This window comes from Glycomyces algeriensis (genome assembly GCF_027622855.1).
In the GTDB taxonomy this organism is placed as follows: Bacteria; Actinomycetota; Actinomycetes; order Mycobacteriales; family Micromonosporaceae; genus Glycomyces; species Glycomyces algeriensis.
Genome location: NZ_JAPZVR010000012.1, coordinates 11,303 through 27,259, shown reverse-complemented (window position 1 = coordinate 27,259; position 15,957 = coordinate 11,303). Strand labels below are relative to the sequence as shown.

At 69.4% G+C, this 15,957-nt stretch carries 15 protein-coding genes; 9 read left to right on the top strand and 6 right to left on the bottom strand.

The genetic code is table 11. From position 1 onward, the window contains the following. Both nirB and O2L52_RS19085 read right to left on the bottom strand, forming a co-directional pair. A complete protein-coding gene (nirB, locus tag O2L52_RS19090) occupies positions 1 to 2,478 on the bottom strand; it encodes a nitrite reductase large subunit NirB (RefSeq protein WP_270117485.1) in 2,478 nt (825 codons plus the stop codon). Further along, the gene (locus tag O2L52_RS19085) at positions 2,475 to 3,896 is read right to left on the bottom strand and encodes an FAD-dependent oxidoreductase (protein WP_270117484.1); all 1,422 of its coding nucleotides are present in this window, start codon (positions 3,894 to 3,896) and stop codon (positions 2,475 to 2,477) included. Before O2L52_RS19085 ends, nirB begins: the two co-directional genes overlap by 4 nt. Positions 3,897 to 4,254: 358 nt before the next feature. Here O2L52_RS19085 and O2L52_RS19080 point away from each other — a divergent pair, with 358 nt between their 5' ends. Beyond that, a complete protein-coding gene (locus O2L52_RS19080) occupies positions 4,255 to 4,518 on the top strand; it encodes a hypothetical protein (RefSeq protein ID WP_270117483.1) in 264 nt (87 codons plus the stop codon). 135 nt (positions 4,519 to 4,653) lie between these two features. Here O2L52_RS19080 and O2L52_RS19075 read toward each other — a convergent pair whose 3' ends face one another. Genes O2L52_RS19075 through O2L52_RS19070 form a run of 3 tightly spaced genes read right to left on the bottom strand, consistent with a single transcriptional unit; the run spans position 4,654 to position 6,021 of the window. After that, the gene (locus O2L52_RS19075; RefSeq protein WP_270117482.1) at positions 4,654 to 4,887 is read right to left on the bottom strand and encodes a DUF397 domain-containing protein; all 234 of its coding nucleotides are present in this window, start codon (positions 4,885 to 4,887) and stop codon (positions 4,654 to 4,656) included. Between the two features lie 43 nt (positions 4,888 to 4,930). Continuing rightward, positions 4,931 to 5,161, bottom strand: coding sequence for a DUF397 domain-containing protein (locus O2L52_RS25490; RefSeq protein ID WP_344472523.1), 231 nt, complete (start codon positions 5,159 to 5,161; stop codon positions 4,931 to 4,933). Beyond that, positions 5,158 to 6,021 (bottom strand): helix-turn-helix domain-containing protein, encoded by an 864-nt coding sequence (locus tag O2L52_RS19070; RefSeq protein WP_270117480.1) that lies wholly within the window; start codon positions 6,019 to 6,021, stop codon positions 5,158 to 5,160. The genes O2L52_RS25490 and O2L52_RS19070 overlap by 4 nt, the downstream gene beginning before the upstream one ends. A gap of 222 nt (positions 6,022 to 6,243) precedes the next feature. Here O2L52_RS19070 and O2L52_RS19065 point away from each other — a divergent pair, with 222 nt between their 5' ends. From O2L52_RS19065 to O2L52_RS19055, 3 genes are all read left to right on the top strand, one after another. Next, a complete protein-coding gene (locus tag O2L52_RS19065) occupies positions 6,244 to 6,618 on the top strand; it encodes a hypothetical protein (protein ID WP_270117478.1) in 375 nt (124 codons plus the stop codon). Further along, complete coding sequence (locus O2L52_RS19060) at positions 6,615 to 6,923, top strand: hypothetical protein (protein WP_270117476.1); 309 nt, start codon at positions 6,615 to 6,617, stop codon at positions 6,921 to 6,923. Before O2L52_RS19065 ends, O2L52_RS19060 begins: the two co-directional genes overlap by 4 nt. A gap of 100 nt (positions 6,924 to 7,023) precedes the next feature. After that, entirely contained in the window at positions 7,024 to 9,363 is a 2,340-nt protein-coding gene (locus O2L52_RS19055) for a terpene synthase family protein (RefSeq protein WP_373897014.1), read from the top strand. Here O2L52_RS19055 and O2L52_RS19050 read toward each other — a convergent pair. Beyond that, positions 9,279 to 9,998, bottom strand: coding sequence for a hypothetical protein (locus O2L52_RS19050; RefSeq protein ID WP_270117473.1), 720 nt, complete (start codon positions 9,996 to 9,998; stop codon positions 9,279 to 9,281). The genes O2L52_RS19055 and O2L52_RS19050 overlap by 85 nt on opposite strands. A 76-nt stretch (positions 9,999 to 10,074) precedes the next feature. On the opposite strand from O2L52_RS19050, the gene O2L52_RS19045 reads away from it, so the two are divergent. From O2L52_RS19045 to O2L52_RS19025, 5 genes are all read left to right on the top strand, one after another. Then, positions 10,075 to 10,857: a bestrophin-like domain gene (locus O2L52_RS19045; RefSeq protein WP_270117472.1), complete on the top strand. Its 783-nt coding sequence runs from the start codon at positions 10,075 to 10,077 to the stop codon at positions 10,855 to 10,857. Between the two features lie 93 nt (positions 10,858 to 10,950). Next, complete coding sequence (locus O2L52_RS19040) at positions 10,951 to 12,375, top strand: family 2B encapsulin nanocompartment shell protein (protein ID WP_270117471.1); 1,425 nt, start codon at positions 10,951 to 10,953, stop codon at positions 12,373 to 12,375. 217 nt (positions 12,376 to 12,592) lie between these two features. After that, positions 12,593 to 13,609 carry a polyprenyl synthetase family protein gene (locus O2L52_RS19035; protein WP_270117469.1) on the top strand — a complete coding sequence of 339 codons (1,017 nt, stop codon included), beginning with the start codon at positions 12,593 to 12,595 and terminating at the stop codon, positions 13,607 to 13,609. Between the two features lie 121 nt (positions 13,610 to 13,730). Beyond that, positions 13,731 to 14,702: a 4-hydroxy-3-methylbut-2-enyl diphosphate reductase gene (ispH, locus tag O2L52_RS19030; RefSeq protein ID WP_270117467.1), complete on the top strand. Its 972-nt coding sequence runs from the start codon at positions 13,731 to 13,733 to the stop codon at positions 14,700 to 14,702. Positions 14,703 to 15,267: 565 nt separating this feature from the next. Then, positions 15,268 to 15,879: a DUF1349 domain-containing protein gene (locus O2L52_RS19025; RefSeq protein WP_270117465.1), complete on the top strand. Its 612-nt coding sequence runs from the start codon at positions 15,268 to 15,270 to the stop codon at positions 15,877 to 15,879. The last annotated feature ends 78 nt before the right edge of the window (positions 15,880 to 15,957 follow it).

The following is a 15,957-nucleotide window of genomic DNA, read 5'->3' as shown; positions in this document are numbered from 1 at the left end:
TCACTTCCTTGTCGGAGTGCCGAGAGCGACGGGCGTGCTGTGCGAGCGCTCGGTGGTCCCGGCCGGGAACTTCTGGCCGCGGACGGTCTCGAACTCGATCTTCGGGTCCGGGGCCTCCGGGGCGTTGACGAAGGACACGAAGCGCTGGAGCTTCTCGGGGTCGTCGATGACGCCCTTCCACTCGTCCGCGTAGTTCTCGACGTGCTTCTCCATGAGCGCGTCGAGTTCGCCGCAGATGCCCAGCTTGTCGTCCACGATGACCTCGCGGAGGTAGTCGATGCCGCCTTCGAGGCCCTCGACCCACTTCGAGGTGCGCTGGAGCCGGTCGGCGGTCGAGATGTAGAACATCAGGAACCGGTCGATCGTCCGCACCAGCGTCTCAGTGTCCACGTCGGACAAAAGAAGGTCGGCGTGGCGCGGCGTGAAGCCGCCGTTGCCGCCCACGTACAGGTTCCAGCCGTGCTCGGTCGCGATGATCCCGAAGTCCTTGCCGCGGGCCTCGGCGCATTCGCGCGCGCAGCCCGAGACGGCGGACTTGAGCTTGTGCGGGCTGCGCAGCCCGCGGTAGCGCAGCTCCAGGTCGATCGCCATCTTCACCGAGTCCTGGACGCCGTAGCGGCACCAGTCGGTGCCGACGCAGGACTTCACCGTGCGCAGGGCCTTGCCGTAGGCGTGGCCGGACTCGAAGCCCGCGTCCACGAGCTTGCGCCAGATCTTCGGCAGGTCCTCCACGCGCGCGCCGAACATGTCGATGCGCTGGCCGCCCGTGATCTTCGTGTAGAGGTCGAACTCCTTGGCGACCTCGCCGATGACGATCAGCTTGTCCGGCGTGATCTCGCCGCCGGGGATGCGCGGGACCACCGAGTAGGTGCCGTTGCGCTGCATGTTCGCCAGGAAGTGGTCGTTGGTGTCCTGGAGGGACGCCTGCTCGCCTTCGAGGATGTGCCCGTTGGAGAGGCTCGCGAGGATCGACGCCACCGTGGGCTTGCACAGGTCGCAGCCCGCGCCGGTCCCGTACCGGGCGATGAGCTCGGAGAACGTGGTGATGCCGGTGACCTTGACGATGTCGAACAGCTCGGCCCGCGACTGCGTGAAGTGCTCGCACACCGCGTTGGAGACCTCGACGCCGCCTTCCTTCAGCAGCTGCTTGAGCATCGGGATGCACGATCCGCACGAGGTGCCGGCCTTGGTGCAGGCCTTGAGCTCGCCCACGTCGGTGCAGCCCTGCTCGTGGATGGCGCCCATGATGTCGCCCTTGGTGACCGCGTTGCAGGAGCAGACCTGCGCGCCGTCGGGCAGGGCGCCCTCGATCTCGCCGCCGCCGAGGAGGTCCGCGAGCTTCCCGGGGACCTTGCCGCCCACCGAGGCCCGCAGCAGCGGGTACGGCTCGGCGTCGCCCACGAGCATGCCGCCCAGGAGCGTCTGGGCGTCGTCGGAGAGGATCAGCTTGGCGTACGTGCCGTGCGCCGGGTCCAGGTACGTGGTGGAGAGCGGCCCCTCCATCGCCCCGAACTGGGCGACGTCCACACCGAGGAGCTTCAGCTTCGTCGACATGTCGGCGCCCGGGAACGTCGCCTCGCCGCCCGCGAGCCGGTCCGCGACCACTTCGGCCATCGAGTAGCCAGGGGCCACGAGGCCGTAGCACATGCCTTCCATCGCCGCGACTTCACCGATCGCGTACACGTCCGGGTCCGAGGTCTGGCAGGACAGGTCGGTGATGATGCCGCCGCGCTCGCCCACCTCGATGCCGCAGTCGCGGGCGAGCTGGTCGCGGGGGCGCACGCCCGCCGCGAAGATGATCAGGTCGGTGTCGTACGCGACGCCTTCGCGGTTGGTCTCCATCCGCAGACGCCCGTCGACCGCCTCGATCTTCGTGCCGCCGGTGCCGCAGTCGACGCCGATGCCCAGCTTCACAATGTGCTGCTTGAGGATGCCGCCGCCCGCTTCGTCGAGCTGGCGGGCCATGAGCCAAGGGGCGAACTCGACGATCTGCGTCTCGAGCCCGAGGAGCTTCAGCGCGTTCGCGGCCTCGAGGCCGAGGAGCCCGCCGCCGATGACCACGCCGTGGCGCCGGCCCTGCGAGTGGGCCTTGATCGCCTCGAGGTCCTCGATGGTGCGGTAGACGAACACGCCTTCGAGGTCGGCGCCCTCCATCGGGGGCACGAACGCATAAGAGCCGGTGGCGAACACGAGCTTGTCGTAGGCGTACTCGCCGGAGGCGGACCGCACGACCTTGGCTTCGCGGTCGATCGACACGGCCGCCTCACCGAGGCGCACGTCCACGCCGTCGAGCTCCGAGGCGAGCGAGAGCTCCTCGGCGCTGACCCCGTCGAAGAACGCCGACAGGCGCACCCGGTCGTAGGCCGGGCGGGGCTCCTCGCAGAGGACCGTGACCTCCCAGGACGGGTCGCGCTGGGTGACCGCCTCCAGGAACCGGCGGCCGACCATGCCGTCGCCGATGACTACCAACTTGCTCATGCTGACACCTCATTCAATTGCTCGGCAGCCTGACCGATTCCAGCGACGGTGCTGTTCAGCCACTTGCACAGGCCGGCGACGTCTTCGGCACAAGTGCCGCAGCCGGTCGAGGCCTGCGTGGCCTCCGACAGGGCCTCGGGCGTGCGCGCTCCATTGAGGAACGCCTTGCCCAGGACCCCTTTCGTAACGTTGTTGCAGCGGCAGACCACGACCTCGTCGGACATGGACGCCGGGGTATCGGGGGCCACCGACACGGACTCGCCGGGGCGGCCCATCAGGAGGGTGCGGCGGTCGTGCGGCACCGGGTCACCGGTGTCGAACAACTGGACCACCTGGCCCACCATGGGGTTGTCGCCGAGCATGACCGCCCCCGCGAGGCGGCCTTCGGCGTCGATCACCAAGCGGGCGTACGTGCCCCGCGTCGGGTCGGCGAAGGAGACGACCTCGTCGCCCTCGACCTCGCCCATCGCGGCGAGCTCGATCCCGGAGGCCTTCAGCCGGGTGACCAGCCGCGAGCCCTCGTAGGCCGCGTCCGGGTTCACCCCGGAGAGGAGGTCGACCACGACGTCCGACTGCTCCCAGGCCGGGCCCACGAGCCCGTAGGGGATGCCGCGGTGCTCGGCGCAGTCGCCCACGGCGAACACGTCCGGGTGGGAGGTGCGGCACTGGTCGTCGATCTTCACGGCCCGGCCGCACTCGATCCCGATCGAGCGCGCCAGGTCGGCGTTGGGGCGGATCCCGCACGACACGACCATGAGCTGGCCCGTGACGGTGCGCCCGTCCGCGAGCACGAGCGTGAGGCCGTCGTCGCCGTGGATGACCCGGGTGGTCTGCGCGTCCACGACCGACTGGACGCCGACCTCGGCGTAGGAGTCGGCGAGGACCTTCGCGCCCAGCTGGTCGAGCTGCCGGTCCATGAGGTGCCCGGCCGCGTGGACCACGGTGACGTCCATGCCGCGCTTGGCGAGGCCGCGCGCGGCCTCGAGGCCGAGGAGCCCGCCGCCGAGCACGATCGCGCTGGCGCGGTTGGCGGCCTCGTCGAGGATGGAGCGGGCGTCCTCGATCGTGCGGAGGACGTAGGCGCCGGTGGGGAGGGGGTCGAGGCCCGGGATCGGCGGGACGAACGCGTCCGCGCCGGTGGCGAGGACCAGCTTGTCGAAGGCGACGCCGTTGACGGTCTTGGCCTCGAGGTCCACGGTCTCGACCGCTTCGCCCAGGCGCACCTCGACGTTCGCGGGCGGGACCGGCAGGGCGATCTCGTCCTCGGTCTGCTTGCCCGCGATCATGCTCGAGAGCAGGATGCGGTTGTAGGCGGCCTGGGGCTCGTCTCCGAAGACGGTGACCTCGACCCCGCGCCGCCCGAGCTCGCGGGCGATGCGGGCCCCGGCCATGCCGTAACCGACGATCGCGACCTTCACGCGCTGGACCTCCCGGTGCTGGACTGACTGCGTAGGCGGCGGTGGGCTCGCTGTCTTGCGTTTCCCGCAAGCCCGCCCGCCGCGCGCTGTCTGGGCGACGACGCTGTCAGTCCCCGACTGGCGTCTAGATTCGCCCGGACCTGTTACGCGATCGAGCGGTGAATGTTTCGCGTGTGCTAAGTAGTCCGCACTCTCCCGATTCCCGCACTCGACAGCTCGCGCCAGGAACCGGACACGGGGTGAGCACCGGCAATGCGGATACAGGGCAGCGCCGTGGGCAGATTCATGATCAGATTCATGGGCCGAGCCGGGGGCCGGCTCATAGGCCCGCCTCTTGTTCTAGGAATCGAGGAGCACAGTGCAAGACGATTACAGGACCACGCTGGTGGAGCAGGTGCGCAAGTACGCGCCGTCGCTCGCCCAGCGCGTGGTGGACGCGCTGCGGGAGAAGGTGGTCGTGGGCGAGCTGTCGATTGCTGCGGCCGATTTCGTGAGCGCCCTGGTCCGGGCGGGTGTGCCCGTCGCTGCGGAGCACGTACCGATCCTTCGGTGGCTCCTCGAGAGCGTGACCCTCCCGCCGGACACCCCGGCCGATTTGACCGATCGGCTCACGGTCGCCTGAGCCTGGCTATCCACGGAACACGAAGGCGCGCTTCCCAAAACAACGGGAAGCGCGCTTGGTTTCTTCGTGGGTGGGCCGGGTTATGCGACGGGTCCGGCCCAGATCGCCGGAAGGCGCTCGCGCGCGTGGGGCGGTCTAGGCGATCGTTCCAGCCTTGATCGCGGCGAGAAGCCCGCCGAGGTCAGCGGAGCTGACGCGGAGGTGGGCGTAGGAGTCGGCGAGAGGAGTCTTGGTGTCCCCCACCGCAACCTCATCGCCATGGACAGCGACCGCGACGCAGTTGCCACTCGAACCGCCGTTGCTCCGACTGCTCTTCCGGAACAGCTGACGGCCCCACGAAACTGTCTGACTGTTGAACGTATCGCTCACTTCAACTCCTTGGAGATGGTGTGATCGTCGCGGACGGGCTCGTCTAACGGGGAGCGTCAGCCTTGATCGCAGCGAGAAGCCCTCGGAGGTCGGCGGAGCTAACGCGGAGATGGGCATAGGTGTCGGCGACAGGACTCTTCGTGTCCCCCATCGCAACCTCGCCGCCCTGGACAGCGACCGCAACACAGTTGCCATCACCAGAGCCGTTGCTGCGGCTGCTCTTCCGGAACACACCACGCGCCCAGCGAGCATCGACACCAGCATCATGACTCATTGTTCCACTTCCTTCAACCTCTTCGATATCAAGCTGGATGTCCGCTTCTCGTCCAAGGCATCCTGCCAAAGCACCTCGTAGACGCCTATAAACGAGTCTATGTCAGGTGTCTCCGCAACCACCGCGCCCACGGGAGTCTCCGCATGAAGCAGCGTAGGCCAGGATTCGTGCATCTCAAGAATGGTGAAGCTGCTGGTCACCGCTCGGACGTTGTGGGTCGCCGATGAGAGCGGAAAGACCCGGATACTGACATTTGGCAGCTCGCCGAGCTCTAGTAGGTGCTCGAGCTGAGCCTCGTGCACCACTGAGGGCGCATTCGGCAGCCGCTGGTGCAAGACCGCCTCATGGATGAGAAAGCGAGCAGTCGGGCCGTTGACCCTCCGCAGCAGCTCACCTCGTTGAAGCCTCGCTTCGATCAACTTGGCGACCTCGCCCTTCGACTTCTCCGAGGATCCGGTCTGGATGAGCCGCTCCGCGTAGTCAGGGTGCTGCAGCAAGCCGGAGAAGATCGAGATCTGGAAGTCATGGATCGCGCGGGAGTTGTTCTCCGCCCATACGAAGTCCGCGAACGCGGGTTTGGAAACGAGGCTGTCCCACCACCCCCGCTGGGCGACCTCTTCAGCAAGCTGGATGAGCTCCGATCGCTCGCGGCGCTCCGCAACGCCGTAGAGATTCATGAGCATCACCAGGACATCGGTCTTGACCGGGAAGGTTCCCGCCTCATACCGATTGACCGTCGCCGTGCCGGCCCCGAGGTAATCCGCTACGTCCGAGACCGCGAGCTTCTTGTTCTTGCGCAGGTCACGAAGCTTCTGACCGAGCCACTTGGCCCGCCATGTGGGGTCCTTCGGTTCTGCCATCCCTGCCGCCTTCCGAGAGCCGAGTCGCGAGTCAGGCATCGAGCGCTCGATCGAATCGCCGCAGTGATACTTGACATCAATGATGATTTGCATCAGTATAGCGATGTAGATCGCAACAGCGATAAACGGGCAAGGTTCACATAGACCGCGGCCCGCGCTGGGACAGATTCTTGGCGGAGTCACCCAGCGCGGGCCGCTTTACCTCAGAGAAACGGACTTCTCATGGGTCTCATCAGCGTACCCGTCGACCCGGTTCCGTCCCGAACCAAAATCGACCTGCAACTCCACCGGCCCTACCGCACCTGGCTGGGCTTCGGCCGCCTCCGCTGCGACTGGTGCGGCGACCGTTGGGGCGATCACGGCTGCACCGTCCGCGAATCCGCGGCCCGCCTGTTCCTCTACACCGCCACCGCATCGCAGCGCGCCGCCGCACTCGACTCCGGCGAGATCACGACAACCGACCTCAAGCTCCACCGCCACGCGCGACCTCACTCCCGCACCCCCGCCCGCCACCGCCGCCGCAAACCGCGTCCGTACCCGACTCCCCCGAACCCCCTTGCGGCCCTTCGCCTCGAACTCGAGGCGGCGACCCGGTGATCGAGATCAGCCGCCGCGACGACACCGCCGCCTCCCCCGACTGGACGAAACTCGGCGAGTTCTACATCGGCATCGGCAGGGGCGACCGCGTCCGCTTCACCGTCTTCCGCTCGAACCCCGACCCGACCCTCCACCGCCTCACCGCGGACGAACTCACCAAAGCAGGCCCCCGGCTCATAGCCGTCCTCACCGAACCTCCGACCAAGGCCGAGGAATGGCACCCGGCCTGGCGGCGAGACCCGATGCGCCCGACCGTCGAATCCCAATCGCGCGACATCATCCACGAGGCGACAGTCGGCCAATAGCCACCGCCCGGGGACACCCCTACTGGGGGTGGCGGCGCGCCTTCGGAGGGCTTACAGTGAACGGCGTTGCAATCAGCCGGTTTCGCCCCTAAGGAGTGATATGGCGGAAAATCACCCGTTCGTGTTGCCAGTGTTCTATCTTCCGTATCCAGCGCGTCTGAATCCGAACGTCGAGGGCGCCCGCGCGCATGCGCGCGTGTGGGCCAAGGAGATGGGGATGCTCGACGCCCCGGCCGAGGGAGGCGGCGTCATCTGGGATGAGGCCGAGCTCGACCGGCACGACTACGGTCTTTTGTGCGCGTACACGCATCCCGACTGCGACGCGCCCGCACTCGACCTCGTCACCGACTGGTACGTGTGGGTGTTCTTCTTCGACGACCACTTCCTCGACGCGTTCAAGCGGACCCGGGACATGAAGGGCGCCAAGGCGTACCTCGACCGCATCCCGCTGTTCATGCCGCTCGACCTCAGCGAGCCGCCCGAACCGGAGAACCCGGTCGAGCTCGGCCTGATCGACCTGTGGCGGCGCACGGCGCCGTCGATGTCGATGGGCTGGCGCAAGCGGTTCCTCGAGAGCACGATCAATCTCCTGTTCGAGTCCATGTGGGAGCTCACGAACATCACGACCGACCGGGTCGCGAACCCGATCGAGTACATCGAGATGCGCCGCAAGGTCGGCGGTGCACCGTGGTCGGCGGGGATCGTCGAGTACGCCGTGGGCGCGGAGGTGCCGGACGCGGTCGCGTACGAGCGGCCGCTCGAGGTCCTGCGTGACACGTTCAGCGACGGCGTGCACCTGCGCAACGACCTGTTCTCCTACGAGCGCGAGGTCACCGACGAGGGCGAGAACGCCAACGCCGTGCTGGTCTTCGAGCGGTTCCTCGGCATGGGGACCCAGGAGGCCGCGAACCTGGTGAACGACATCCTCACCTCGCGGCTCCACCAGTTCGAGAACACGGCTCTCACCGAACTGCCGATCCTCGCCGCCGACCGGCGGCTCTCCCCGTCCGAGCAGCACGCGATCGGCTTGTACGCCAAGGGGCTCCAGGACTGGCAGGCCGGCGGCCACGAATGGCACATGCGCTCCAGCCGGTACATGAACGACGCGGCGGACCGGGTCCTGGGCGGCCCCAACGGGATCGGGACCGGCGCGGCCCGGATCTCGCTGTCGGGGCTGAAGCAGCATGCGCGCGAGCCGTTCCGCGAGGTCGGCCCGATGACGATCCCGGAGATCCACCTGCCGTACGAGCTGCGGCTCAACCCGCTGCTCGACCAGGCCCGGCGCCACGGCGAGGAGTGGGCGTCGGCGATGGGGTTCCTCGCGCCCGACCCGGCGCTGCCGGGCTCGGGCCTGTGGGACCGGGAGCAGTTCCTCGGCTTCGACTTCGCGATCTGCTCGGCGGGCATCGCCCCTGATGCGGAGCAGGCGGAGCTGGACACCTCTGCGGACTGGCTCGCCTGGGGCACTTACGGGGACGACTACTACCCGGCGGTGTTCGGGCGCGGGCGCAACCTGGCCCCCGCGATCGCGCAGCACCGGCGGCTCCTGGAGTTCCTGCCGCTGGACTTGGGCCCGACCCCGGTGCCGGCCAACCCGATCGAGATGGGGCTGGCCGACCTGTGGCGGCGCACCGCCTCGCAATTCGAGGAGCGGGCGCGCGCGGAGTTCAAGGGCGCGGTCACGGTGATGATCGAGTCCTGGCTCTGGGAGCTGCACTCGGAGAACCAGAACCGGGTGCCCGACCCGGTCGACTACATCGAGATGCGGCGCCGGACGTTCGGCTCGGACCTCACCATGGCGCTCGCGAGGCTGAAGGCCGGCCGCGAGATACCGGACGCGGTGTTCCAGTCCCGGCCGATCCGCGCGATGGAGACGGCCGCGATGGACCAGTCGTGCCTGGTCAACGACCTCTTCTCGTACCGCAAGGAGACCGAGTTCGAGGGCCAGATCGCGAACGCCGTCACGGTCGTCGAGGAGTACCTCGACTGCGGGCCGGTCGAGGCGATGGACGTCGTCAACGCGCTTATGACGGCGCGTGTCGAGCAGTTCCAGTTCATCGCCGAGAACGACCTGCCGCCGGTCGTCGCGGAGCTCGAGCTCGACTCGGACGCGCGGCGGGCGCTCGACGCCTACGTGGTGAGCCTGCAGGACTGGAACGCGGCGATCCTCAACTGGCACCGCGTCACCGCCCGCTACGACGACGACAAGCTCCGGCCGCTCATGATCGCGGGCCCGGGCGCGGCGGGCGGACCGAACGCGTTCCCGAAGAGCACTCCTTCGGACCCGTTGGCTCCCAAGGAGTTCAGGCTGCCCGCGACGGCGACCGCTGGACTGCGGCCGCCGTCGTGGCGGGACTACCTGCCGACGCGGCGCGAGAGCGCCGATCCGGCTCCGGTGGCGACGACGAACCCGACCATGGCGGCGATCATGCGCCGCTGAGGCGTGCCGTCGTCGGAGTCGTCCGCGACCGCTTCGGGGGCCTCCTCCTCTTCGACCGCGAGCGCCTCGGGCAGGGGCCCGGGGGGCTGCGGCGGGGCGGGGTCCTCGGACGGCGGGTCCGCGACGGGCGTGGGCGTCGCCGCCGCCGGTGCGGGCGGGACGGGCGGGGCCGCGGGGTCGGGGCTCACGGGCTCCGGGTCCGCCGGCTCCGGCTCCTCCGGCGCGGGCGGGCTCGGCGGTTCGGGCGCGGGCGGACTCGGCGGCTCGGGGGCCGGGGGTGAAGGCGGCTCAGACGGCGGCGGTTCGGGTGAGGGCGGTTCCGGCGGCTGATGCGAAGGCGGCGTTGGGGGTTCAGGTGAAGGCGGTTCGGGCGACGGCGGCTCCGGCGGCTCAGGGCAGTGGTGATGGTGGTGCCGGCCTTCGGCCCGCTCCCCCGGGTAGTCGGGGTAGGTCGGGTACTCGGGGTAGGTAATGCAGTAGGTCGGATAGTCCGGCCAGGTCGGGTAGTCGGGGTAGCCGTCGCGCCCCTCGGCCGCCGGGTCCGGCGACGCGGGGCCGCCGTCGAAGGCGAGCGCGAGCGCCGGCAGCACCGTCAGCACGACGGCGGCGACCACCAGCGCTATGAGGCGTCGCATGTCCGGCTCCGGGCCGATGTTCCGAATTCACTAGTATCCACACGCATATTCTGCTTTACGAGGTTTGGTAGGGACAATGGCCATTTGGGTGCAAGGTCTGCTGTTCGCGCTCGTGGTGGTCGCAGCCGCGAGCGTCGTCGTCGCACTGCTCCAGAAATTCGCTCCGCCCACGGCCCGCGGGCACAACAACGAACTGGGCACGACCCTGTTCGAACTGCTCACGGTGTTGTACGCGATCGTCCTGGCGTTCGTGCTCATCACGGCCTGGGAGGACAAGAACGAGGCGGGCCACGTGACCTTCCTGGAGGCCAACGAACTCGTCGACGTGTACTGGTCGGCCGCGGCGCTGGAACCGGCGCAGCGGGACGAGGTCCGCGCGGCCGTGCGGGCTTACACGGACGAGGTGATCGCGACCGAGTGGCCCGCGATGCAGCACCAGGACCCGGTCCCGTCGACCGGCCTGCTGATGCTCGACGCGATGCGCGCGCCCGTGGCCACCGCGCAGACCGACGACGACGCGGTCCAGATGCGCCTGGACACCGTGCGCGACGGCGTCCTCGAGGTCGAGGCGTACCGCACGGACCGCCTGTTCCAGGCCCAGCGGGGCCTCGGCCCGACCATGTGGACGGTCCTCGTGCCCGGTGCGCTCCTGGTCTTCGCGGTGATGCTGACGCTCGGCACCCCCACCCGCAAGTACCAGTTCGTCCTGGTGGGGCTCATCTCCGGCATGGTGGCGCTCATGCTATTCGCCGCCTACCAGCTCGAATACCCGTTCAGCCGCGGCGGCGCGATCGACCCCGTGGCGTACGAGACGGCGATCGAACGCTTCGACGTCATTGACGCGGAGTACTCACAATAATGACCCTTATGGGTGAAATATTGGCTTTCCGTCTCTAATGAGCGCTAAGATGCTCTACGAGCCAAACCAGCCCCAATGTGAGGAAGTGACTGCATGACCGACTCTGTCGTCGACAGCACGCCGGCCGTTCCAACGCAGACCTCGAACGGTCAGCATCCCCAGACCAGCCTCAGCACCGCCGCTGCGCGCAACCTCGCCACCACCACCAAATCCGCGCCGCAGATGCAGGAGATCACCTCCCGGTGGCTCCTCAAGGTCCTGCCGTGGGTCCAGACGCAGGGCGGCGCCTACCGCGTCAACCGGCGCCTGACCCACACGGTCGGCGACGGGCGCGTCGAGTTCTCCACCGAAGGGGACAACGTCCGCGTCATCCCCACCGAACTCGGCGAGATCGCGCAGCTGCGCGGCATCGACGACGAGGAAGTGCTGTCGGCGCTCGCCGACCGCTTCGAGCAGCGCGAGGTCCAGTCCGGCGAGCACCTGGCCCAGGAGGGCCGGCCGGTCGACGGCGTGCACCTCATCGCCCACGGCCGCGTCGAGCAGTTCGGCGCCGGCCCGTTCGGCGACCAGTCCTCGCTCGGGCTCATGGTCGACGGCGACCACTTCGGCGAGGAGATCCTCGTCGAGGACGACGCCAAGTGGGACCACGACGTCGTGGCCGCGACCCCGGTCACGGTCCTCACCCTCCCGGCCGCCGCCGCGGCAGAGCTCATCGACCAGATCCCCGCGCTCGCCGAACACCTGCGGCGCTACAAGGCCGGCCGCTCGGCGAAGGCCAACAAGCACGGCGAAGCCGCGATCGACGTCGCCGCGGGCCACACCGGCGAGCCGGAACTGCCCCGCACCTTCGTGGACTACGAGCTCACGCCGCGCGAGTACGAGCTCTCGGTCGCCCAGACCGTGCTGCGCGTCCACACCCGCGTCGCCGACCTCTACAACCAGCCGATGAACCAGATGGAGCAGCAGCTCCGGCTCACCGTCGAGGCCCTGCGCGAACTGCAGGAAGACCAGATGGTCAACAACAAGGAGTTCGGCCTCCTCCACAACGCGGCCCTGAGCCAGCGCATCCCGACCCGCTCGGGCCCGCCGACCCCGGACGACCTCGACGAGCTCATCAGCCGCCGCCGCAAGCCCGAGATCCTGCTCGCGCACCCGAAGGCGATCGCCGCCTTCGGCCGCGAGTGCACCAAGCGCGGGATTTACCCGTCCACGGTGGACTACCACGGGCACCACATCCCGGCCTGGCGCGGCATCCCGATGCTGCCCTGCAACAAGATCCCGATCACCGGCGCGCGCACCACGTCGATCCTCTGCATGCGCACCGGCGAGGCGGAGCAGGGCGTCGTCGGCCTGCACCAGATCGGCCTGCCGGACGAGTACGAACCCGGGCTCTCCGTGCGGTTCATGGGCATCGACGAGAAGGCCGTCATGTCCTACCTCGTGAGCGCCTACTACTCCGTCGCAGTCCTCGTACCGGACGCGCTCGGCATCCTCGAGCACGTCGAGATCGGGCGCTGAGAACCCCGGGCGGCCGCCTCCGCACTGAGGCGGCCGCCCGGGCCCGCCGTACCCGTGCCGCGAATCCGACCGGTCGCCATCCGGCCCGTTCGCCACTCGCCGCGTCGTCGCGGTGCCTGCCACCGGTATGCAGACACCGCTCCGCCTTGCGAGCAGACGGCACAGGCCCCAGCCCCCACCACGTTCCCGCAGACCCCGCCGCCCAGGGAGGCCCCGCTTGACCGTCCTGACCGACCACACCGCCGCCCGCGAGGCCGTCGACGCGGGACTCCGCGCCGCTGCCGCCCGGCTCCCCGCCCCCGCCGCACGCATCGCCGCCTACCACTTCGGCTGGACCGACGCCTCCGGCTCGCCCGTCCAGGCCAACTCCGGCAAGGCCCTCCGCCCGCTCCTGACCCTCTTGGCCGCCAAGGCCGTCGGCGGCGAGGAGGGATGGCGCCAGGCCGTCCCGGCGGCCGTCGCCGTCGAGATGGTCCACAACTTCTCCCTCATCCACGACGACATCATCGACCGCGACAGCCTGCGCCGGCACCGCCCGACCGCGTGGAAGGTCTACGGCGTCAACGACGCCATCCTCGTCGGCGACGCACTGCACGCGCTGGCGTTCGAGGTCATCGCCGAGTCCGGCTGCGACAAGGTCCCGGCGGGCACGGGCCTGCTGGCCCAGACCGTGCGGGCGCTCATCGAAGGCCAGCTCGAGGACACGCGGTTCGAGACCCGCGAGCGAGTCGAGCTCGCCGAATGCGTCGCGATGTCCGAGGCGAAGACCGCCTCGCTCATGGGCTGCGCGACCGCGCTCGGCGCGCTCTTCGGCGGCGGCACCGCCCAGCAGGTGGATGCGCTGCGGGACTTCGGGTTCCGGCTCGGGCTGGCGTTCCAGCACGTGGACGACCTGCTGGGGATCTGGGGCGACCCTGCGGTCACCGGCAAGGCCGTGTACTCGGACCTGCGCAACCGCAAGAAGTCGCTCCCGGTCACCGCCGCACTCGGCTCCGGGCACCCCGACGCGCCCGAGCTCGCCGCGATCTACGGCTCCACGGTGCAACTCACCGAGACCGAGCTGCGCCGCGCCGCCGACCTCGTCGAGGCATGCGGCGGCAGGCAGGCGAGCCGGCGCGCCGCCGAGATGCTCACCGACGCGGCCACGAACAGCCTCAACGTCGAGGGCCTGCGACCCGAAGCCGTGGAAGAACTGACGGACCTGGCCGCGAGCACGGTCCACAGAGCAAACTGATGGCTCGCAAGCTTCGCCAAGAGGGCAGATTCACGCCTCCCCAAGAGGGCGAATCGACAGCCCGCAAGCTCGGCCAAGGGGCGAATTCATGACTCGCGAGCTTCGGCGAGAAGACACACCGATGGCACTGAAGGCCCACGACACAGTTCGCCGAGTGCTCCTCCCCGCGCCGCGCTCATTCTGCGCAGGCGTAGAGCGGGCGATCGAGATCGTCGAGCGACTGCTCGAAGACCACGGCCCGCCCGTGTACGTGCGCAACCAGATCGTGCACAACGCGCACGTCGTGGCCGACCTCGAGGCGCGAGGGGCGGTCTTCGTGGGCGAGCTCGACGAGGTGCCCGACGACGCCCTCGTGGTCTTCAGCGCGCACGGCGTCGCCCCGGCGGTGGAGCGCGAGGCCGCCGCACGCGGGCTCGACACGATCGACGCGACGTGCCCGCTGGTCGCGAAGGTCCACGCAGAGGCCAAGCGGGCGGCCGAGGGCGGCGACACGGTGATCCTCATCGGACACGAAGGCCACGAAGAGGTCGTCGGCACGATCGGCGTCGCCCCGGACCGGACCCTGCTGGTCGAGAGCACCGCCGAGATCGCCGCACTGCAGGTCCCCGACCCGTCGAAGCTCACGTACCTGAGCCAGACGACCCTCGCGGTGGCCGAGGTCGAGACCATCGCCGAGGCCCTGAAGCAGCGCTTCCCGCAGATCAAAGGCCAAGGGGCCGAGGATATCTGCTATGCCACGAGCAACCGCCAGGCCGCTGTCGCCGCAGTGGTGAACGAGGCCGACCTGGTCCTGGTGCTCGGCTCGGCGAACTCCTCCAACTCGAACCGCCTGGTGGAACTGTCGACCAGCGCCGGCGTCGCGGCCCACCTCATCGAGGACGCCGAGGCGATCGACCCGACCTGGCTGGAAAACGCCTCGACCATCGCCGTGACAGCCGGCGCCTCAGCACCGCCGCGCCTCGTCGACGAAGTAGTGCAAGCCCTCGCCGCATTGGGCCCCGTCGAGATCATCGAGCGAGTCCACACCCGCGAAACCCAAGAGTTCCTACTCCCCCAACGCCTCCGCCCCACCGCCCAGCGCCGCCCAAGCTGAGCCCCAACGCGAACCGACAGGCCGCACCCTCCGACCGACTCGCCCCCAGCCCGACCGAACTAAGCCCGACCCCGACCCCGACCCCGACCCCGACCCCGACCCCGACCCCGACCCCGACCCCGACCCCGACCCCGACCCCGACGACCATGCCACACCCCCCGACCGTCTCGGCCCAGCCCTGCAGCGCTGTACCCCGCCCCCGATCCCGAACCCACGAGCCGGCATCCCCCGACCGTCTCGCTCCGGCGAAGCCCCACCTCCCGCCCAAAACCGGACCGGACCACATCCCCCGACCGCCCCTCCCAGTCCCGCAAAGCCGAACTCCCACACCGGCACCGACCAGACCGCATCCCCCGCCCCCGCGCCCCCGCCCCAAACCGGACCGGACTGACCGCGCCCCGCCCCACGCCGGCCCCGGACCGGACCACATCCCCGACGTCTCTCTCACCGTCCAGATCACCCTGCCCCGCAAAGACTTCAGCCAAATGAGGCCGCCCGCCACCTCCTTTTCTCAACCGTTGAAAAAAGAGCTCCCGGGACTTCCCTGCACGGCTAAGCTGACCGGATGACAGTCAACATTCCCGCGCTCCCCTTCCCCCTCGCCTGGGAAGGCGCCGTCGAGCCGCCGAAGTGGCGGGTCACCGACGCCGGCCTGGAGGCGACCGCTACAGGCGGCACCGACTGGTACGTCTACGCCCCCGCGCCCGCGACGCACGCCCCCGCCAACGGCGCCCGCCTCCTCGGCGTGCCGCCCGAGGGCGACTGGCAGTTCAGCGCCCGGATCACCGTGGGCTTCAACGGCAAGTACGACGCGGGCACCCTTTTCCTCCTCGCCGACGACACCCATTGGTCGAAGCTGTGCTTCGAGTACTCCCCGGACGAGCAGGGCATGGTCGTCTCGGTCGTCACCCGCGGCGTCTCCGACGACGCGAACGCCTGGAACGTCGATGGCGACTCGGTCTGGATGCGCGTCAGCCGCATCGGCGAAGGCTTCGCCTTCCACGCCTCCTCCGACGGCCAGCGCTGGGAGTTCGTGCGCTGCTTCGGCTTCGGCGTAGACGCCCCCATCAAGGCCGGCTTCGGCGTCCAAGCCCCCGAAGGTCAGGGCTGCGAAGTCCAGTTCACCGACATCACCTTCAAACCCGAAACCCTCCAGGACCTCCGCAACGGCTCCTGACCCCCCAAGCGCCCCCGCGGGGGGGGGGGGGCGGGCGGGGGGCGGGGGGGGGCCCCCCCCCCCCCCCCCCCGGCGGGG

Bases quoted from the DNA above. Each gene is read 5' to 3' on its own strand.
- nirB (WP_270117485.1), bottom strand. From the start codon at position 2,478: ATGAGCAAGTTGGTAGTCATCGGCGACGGCATGGTCGGCCGCCGGTTC.
- O2L52_RS25490 (WP_344472523.1), bottom strand. From the start codon at position 5,161: ATGAGTCATGATGCTGGTGTCGATGCTCGCTGGGCGCGTGGTGTGTTC.
- O2L52_RS19070 (WP_270117480.1), bottom strand. From the start codon at position 6,021: ATGGCAGAACCGAAGGACCCCACATGGCGGGCCAAGTGGCTCGGTCAG.
- O2L52_RS19065 (WP_270117478.1), top strand. From the start codon at position 6,244: ATGGGTCTCATCAGCGTACCCGTCGACCCGGTTCCGTCCCGAACCAAA.
- O2L52_RS19055 (WP_373897014.1), top strand. From the start codon at position 7,024: ATGGCGGAAAATCACCCGTTCGTGTTGCCAGTGTTCTATCTTCCGTAT.
- O2L52_RS19050 (WP_270117473.1), bottom strand. From the start codon at position 9,998: ATGCGACGCCTCATAGCGCTGGTGGTCGCCGCCGTCGTGCTGACGGTG.
- O2L52_RS19045 (WP_270117472.1), top strand. From the start codon at position 10,075: ATGGCCATTTGGGTGCAAGGTCTGCTGTTCGCGCTCGTGGTGGTCGCA.
- O2L52_RS19040 (WP_270117471.1), top strand. From the start codon at position 10,951: ATGACCGACTCTGTCGTCGACAGCACGCCGGCCGTTCCAACGCAGACC.
- ispH (WP_270117467.1), top strand. From the start codon at position 13,731: ATGGCACTGAAGGCCCACGACACAGTTCGCCGAGTGCTCCTCCCCGCG.
- O2L52_RS19025 (WP_270117465.1), top strand. From the start codon at position 15,268: ATGACAGTCAACATTCCCGCGCTCCCCTTCCCCCTCGCCTGGGAAGGC.